The sequence below is a fragment of the Actinoplanes sp. NPDC051633 genome (genome assembly GCF_040681735.1).
Classification (GTDB): domain Bacteria; phylum Actinomycetota; class Actinomycetes; order Mycobacteriales; family Micromonosporaceae; genus Actinoplanes.
Genome location: NZ_JBFAZH010000512.1, coordinates 1 through 5421 on the forward strand (window position 1 = coordinate 1; position 5421 = coordinate 5421).

3 protein-coding genes and 1 pseudogene are annotated in these 5421 nt (G+C 63.5%); 2 read left to right on the forward strand and 2 right to left on the reverse strand.

Features of this window, described 5'->3' with window-relative positions; genetic code table 11:
* Both AB0M20_RS25305 and AB0M20_RS25310 read right to left on the reverse strand, forming a co-directional pair.
* Positions 1–535, reverse strand: a pseudogene (locus AB0M20_RS25305) (hypothetical protein); the annotation flags it as partial.
* A 131-nt stretch (positions 536–666) separates the two neighbouring features.
* Positions 667–1098, reverse strand: a complete 432-nt coding sequence (locus AB0M20_RS25310) for a hypothetical protein (protein ID WP_364302175.1) — start codon at positions 1096–1098, stop codon at positions 667–669.
* Between the two features lie 443 nt (positions 1099–1541).
* On the opposite strand from AB0M20_RS25310, the gene AB0M20_RS25315 reads away from it, so the two are divergent.
* Together AB0M20_RS25315 and AB0M20_RS25320 are read left to right on the forward strand one after the other, a co-directional pair.
* Positions 1542–2798 carry a hypothetical protein gene (locus AB0M20_RS25315; protein WP_364302177.1) on the forward strand — a complete coding sequence of 419 codons (1257 nt, stop codon included), beginning with the start codon at positions 1542–1544 and terminating at the stop codon, positions 2796–2798.
* 94 nt (positions 2799–2892) lie between these two features.
* Positions 2893–3630 carry a hypothetical protein gene (locus AB0M20_RS25320; protein ID WP_364302179.1) on the forward strand — a complete coding sequence of 246 codons (738 nt, stop codon included), beginning with the start codon at positions 2893–2895 and terminating at the stop codon, positions 3628–3630.
* The last annotated feature ends 1791 nt before the right edge of the window (positions 3631–5421 follow it).

The following is a 5421-nucleotide window of genomic DNA, read 5'->3' on the forward strand; positions in this document are numbered from 1 at the left end:
GGGTGGGCCGGGCGGGCAGGATCAGCGGCAGCGTGCCGTGCCGGTTGGTGGCGAGGAACGCCGCGAAACACATCCGCAGTCGGTGCCGCACCGTCAGGCACCAGAACGCCGACAGCACCGCGCGGCGGGTCCGACCGTACGCGGCCGGGGCACCGACGATCGCGGCGAGGATGAGCAGCGACAGCCACACCGGGGTGGCGAACATCAGCCAGGTCCACCCGTACACCAGGAACGTGGCGAGCAGAATCTCCGGCAGCCAGTGCCAGATCATCCGCAGCACCGGCCACGCGATGATCAGCAGAGCCACCACGGCTGCTGCGACCAAGCCGGCCAGGGCGCCGAGCAGGCCGCCCAGGATCGGGTGCATGTAGTGCGCGGCGACGGTAGCGCCGGGCAGCGCGACGACCGCATAGGTGACCCAGAACGCGACGATGGCCTTACGTCGCTGGTTGAGACGTGTCGGGGCCTCGATGACCGTGACGGTCTGCCCCTTGCCGGATGTGCCGAACAGGTTCCGGCCACTAGACTTGGACACGACGATTCCTCCCCCTCGTGGGGCTAGGGATTGCGAATGAACAGGTGCGGGGCCGCTCATGGACGCCAATCTCTGGCGGCCCCGCGTCCTGCGGCGGGTCGTTGGCTACAGGAGCCAGTACGGATAAGGGATCAGGCGGCCTGCGCGACCGCCGGGACGGACACTGCGCCGGAAACCACGTCCAGGCCCGAAGCCTTGAACGCGACACCGTTACGCGTCTTGCCGTTCTGCTCCGAGACCCACGGCAGCGCCTCGAGATCCAGCGGCACGACCTGGTCGCCATCCTCGGCGGCCGGCCGATCCGCGGACACGATCGTGACATTGAGCTGACCGGACCACTTCCGTCCGATCGCACGGCCACGACCGAACATCGGCGCAGTCCACATCGGCAGACCGGTCTCCCGGTCCAGCTTCTGCGTACCGGTCTTCTCATCGATCTTCGGCATGATGTCGTCCGCCATCTCGAAGATGACGTTGGCGGTGTCCAGCATCAGACGAGGCTGAGTGCTGATCCGGTTCTGCGGCATGACTGGCTCCTTAGTTACGCCCGAAGGGGCGTCCATGGCTGCGATCCCATATCGCAACACTGTTGCGCAACACGGTAGCGATTGTTGGCTATGTTGCGCAACGGCGTTGCGATACTCTTTTGTGGTGCCTGATCCTCGTGACACACTTCGAGCAGCGGCGTCGCGGTATCGCGACACGGCGGCCGATCACGAGAAGGCCAGGTTGGCGGCTATCGAGGCCGTCTTGTCGGCGCTGAAGGCTGGCATCGCGCCGACGGAAGTTGAGCGCTTGTCCCCGTTTACCGGGGCATACGTACGGCGCTTGGCCCGAGAGAACGGGATTCCACCCGCAGCGCCCGGCCCCAAGGGCCACTGACCGAGGCGGTCACCTCCGTTTCTGGACTTGCTGTCGTCTTCCGTCTTCAAGTAGACGCGGACGAGCACAGATCGACCATGAACTGAGGACGTACCGGTACCGCACTGCGACTGCACTGCGGCGGATGACATCGAAGTACAGCTCTACACTCCGACAGGGATCACTCATTGTGGGGGGAGAAGTGCTGGTCGTAACGACGTGGCGGGGTGAGACCGCGTCCACACTCCGCATCGCGCTCCGTATGTCCTGCGATGAGTTCGCTGACCATCTGGGCGTTTCATCGAGAGGCGTCTCGAAGTGGGAGGCTAACCCGGAGGGTGAGCTAGCGCTCAAGACTCAGCAGCTGCTGGACACCGCACTCAAGCTCGCGAGCGACGAGGTCCGGGCCCGGTTCGCGCAGCTTCGAACCGAGGCGGCCGTCAACGACTCGGAGCGCAAGACGAAGCCAACGTTCCACTTGCCGCGCGTCCATCCCATACGCCCAGCTCCCGAGTTGGTTGCGTCGCTCGGCGAAGGGCTCCATCATCACTACACGGCAGACAACCTGATAGGTCCCCGTACCTTGCTGCCTGTGATGGAAGCCCAAGCCCACACCATTGAGTCGCTGACGCGCGATGCAAGCGGCCACCTCCTCACCGACCTCCTACAGGTAGGTGCTGGGTACGCCGAGTTCGCCGGTTGGCTAGCGCAGGACTCCGGTAGTTCTACGATCGCGACGAACTGGTATCGGCTCGCGCTGGAATGGGCCGAGGCGGCTGGCGACGATCGGATGGCAGGCTTCGTGTTGATGCGTCGCTCGGTACAGGCCATCGGCGCCCGACAGGGCTCCCACGCCGCACACCTCGCCCAGGCGGCGCAACGAGGCGACGGGCCAACAACGGCCCGCGTACGAGCCATCGCCGCCCAGACCGAGGCCGTAGGCCATGCCGTAAGTGGCGCCACTTCTGACGCCGACCGCGCACTTGAACTGGCGGAACGTCTCGTGACCGAAAGCTCAGAGGCGGAGCCTCAAATGGGGGACCCGTCGATCGGTCGCTACTGCGACCTCGGGACTTACCTCCAGATCACACGTGCAAAGGTTTACCTCGAACTCGGTCGAGGCGACCAGGCCGTAGACGCCTTTACCAAGGTGTTGGCGTTGCTGCCGCCGGAGTACCACCGAGACCGCGGTCAGTACCTCGGACGGCTGGCGCATGCCTATGCGTTGGCCGGCGGACCGACCGAAGCCTGCGCAGCCGCAGAAGAGGCCTTGGCGATTGCCGCAACGACCGGCTCCTCTCGTACCATCAGGGACCTACGGAACCTGCTACGTCACCTGGAACCGTGGAGCACGACTGAGCCAGTCATGAAGCTCCGCAACTTACTTGCGGGCCCGATCTGACGGAGGTATCCGCCGCGTGTTCGCGCTAGCCACAGACGGAGCGCCTGGTCGTCCGAACGAGGACTTCGTTGTTGCCACGCCAGACATTGCGGTCGTGGTCGATGGGGCCGGCATTCCGTTCGGCGGCTGCCACCACGGCGTTGCCTGGTACGCCCAGCAGCTCGGCGTCCGAACGTTGTCCGCGCTGATCGATAGTCCTGGCATCGAGCTAATCGAGGGCCTTGCCTCGGGCATTGCCGTTGTCGCCAGCCTTCATGCGGAAACCTGCGATCTCAGCAATCCTGGAACGCCCTGCGCCGCCGTCGGCATTCTCAGGGTAGGTTCCAAGCGCGTCGACACCCTCGCTCTTTCAGACGTCAGCATCATCGTAGATCTCGACTCCGGTCTTGAGGTGACCTGCGATCTCTCGATCGAGGAGATCAGCGGAACCGAGCCGGACGCCGTCGCCGGATGGGCATTCGGGTCAGAAGGTCACCGGGCAGCTTTGGCAGAGCTGATCGCCAAGCAGACGGCAACGCGTAACCGTCCGGACGGATGGTGGGTGGCAGCGGCCGATCCCAACGCGGCACAGCACGCCCGCGTGAACAGCTACCCACGTTCGGCATTGCGACGAGCCAGCGCCTTCACTGACGGAGCAACCCGTCCCGTGGACCAGATGAGCTGCTACGACTGGCCAGCGTACCTGGATCTTCTCGACAAAATTGGGCCGGCCGCCTTGATCGACCACGTCCGGACCATCGAACTCGCTGATCCGGACGGTGAGCGATACCCGCGAACGAAGCTGCACGACGACGCGACGGTAGCGCAGTTCCACAGGGTCTCGTTCTCGTAGCGATGTGGTCCAAAGCATGATCGGCTTAGCCCGGCGCCAGTTCTCGTCTCAGTACGCCTGTAACATGTCGGCCTCTAATGCAGTGAGACTTCGGGTCGAAAGATCAACTAAGGCCAATGGCACGTCTCCGAACGGCCGGTAGTCGAACTGTCGCGTGCGGTGCAGCATTTGCTATGACCATGATCGACAATCGTCGTCCGTGTCAGTCATAAATTCGCGAAGTTAAGATGATCGGATGAGGCCTTCTCGGTCGGCCCGTGACAAGCTCTGACGGCTCACGGCCGGGCATCGGAGAGAGGCGCCAAGGTGGACCGCCCAACTAAGGCATCATTAATATTCGGCATCCTCGGCGTTCTGGTTGGATTACTAGGCATCGTTTATGGCACAACCGTAAATCATTCACATGTCAGCCCTTCGGCTAAGGTTACACCTCTGTCGTCGGAGGGCGATCGGTTCGCACCAACGGTAGGCGCGGGTGAACACAGAACGCCTCAACCCGCAGACTCACGTACATATTCTCGGCCGTCCACTGGTTCGACAAGCACGCACTCAACGGCGCCGCGCGCGAGTGCTGAGCAATCCAGATTCCTTAACGAAGTCGCTGCCGATCGGGAAGCTCTTTACAGCGGAACTGCTAGCGCCCGATTATTCCGTGAAGCCGAGCCGAACAGAGCCTTTCCACTAGAGCTTAGGGTTTGCGCCCCAGCAGTCCCGGACTGCGCGATCGCTGAATCCTACGGCCCTCAGGTTGCCGGCAAAGCAGGGGATCGAACTTTTGCCGCCGGCTCGGGCCCTATTCCCGCTCCGGAGGGCGCGAATCGACCTCTCGGGGAAGTTCAGGTTGGCGGCCGAGTTCGAGCCTCCCTTACCAGTTATGATTCGGCCGTCGAGATAAAAGGTCAGTCCGACAACGTCCAGCTTATAGTCTCGTCGGGAGACGTTGGGCATTGGTACTGGTCCGTGAAAGCGACGAAGCCTGGCCACTACACCTTACGCCTCACAATCACGCCTCTACGCGGAGACACCAACGAACCGCTCAACCCTCCTACCGATTTCAGGATTGCAATAACCGCGAAGGACACCTTCGAGAGCGGTAGCACGCGAGTGGGCTCCTATCTAGGCAGTTTTCTCACCAGTGTTGGAGGCATATTCGCCAGCCTTCTCACTGCCGTGGTTGGATACTTGGTGTATCGAAACGCTCGAGGTTCGGGCAATTCATCATCGAGCCAGCATGCTGTCACCCCGGAGAACCCGGCTTCGACGCAACAAATCCGCTCAGCAGTTCCCAGGGGCAGAAGGACATCGCCACGTGCCAAGAAGAGATAGGCGAGCATAGGAACGCGATGCCGGTACGAACGCGGCAGAGGCTTACCTGCTCGTTCGGATCTGTGAGAAGTTTCTGTACGGGTTCAAGCGGCCTGCTCCGCAGGCCGTCGCGCCGCCCAGCAGGGCCGGGCCGGAGGCCCGCCGCACGGGGTCCACGCCCGGGCGCTTCGCTGGGCGTGGACCCGGCGGTTCCAGCCCGGCGGCAGGCGCGAACATGAAGAAGCCCCGGACCGCCGAATTGGCCGGCATGCGTCGGAGGCTTGGTCGTCGTAGGTGTCGGCGGCGTTCGCCTCCGGCGGGGTCTCTGATCTCGGGGATGGGTGGCGCCATCCCGGCGGCCTTCGTCCAGGCGGAGCCGAGCAGACAGGGCCCGCCTGGCCAAGGTCGGTCAGACGTAGGGTGCTCCACCTTGGCCAGGCAGGCCCTGTCCGCTCCACGGTGTGTGGACGAAGGCCGACGGGATGG

Bases quoted from the DNA above. Each gene is read 5' to 3' on its own strand.
- AB0M20_RS25310 (WP_364302175.1), bottom strand. From the start codon at position 1,098: ATGGACGCCCCTTCGGGCGTAACTAAGGAGCCAGTCATGCCGCAGAAC.
- AB0M20_RS25315 (WP_364302177.1), top strand. From the start codon at position 1,542: ATGACATCGAAGTACAGCTCTACACTCCGACAGGGATCACTCATTGTG.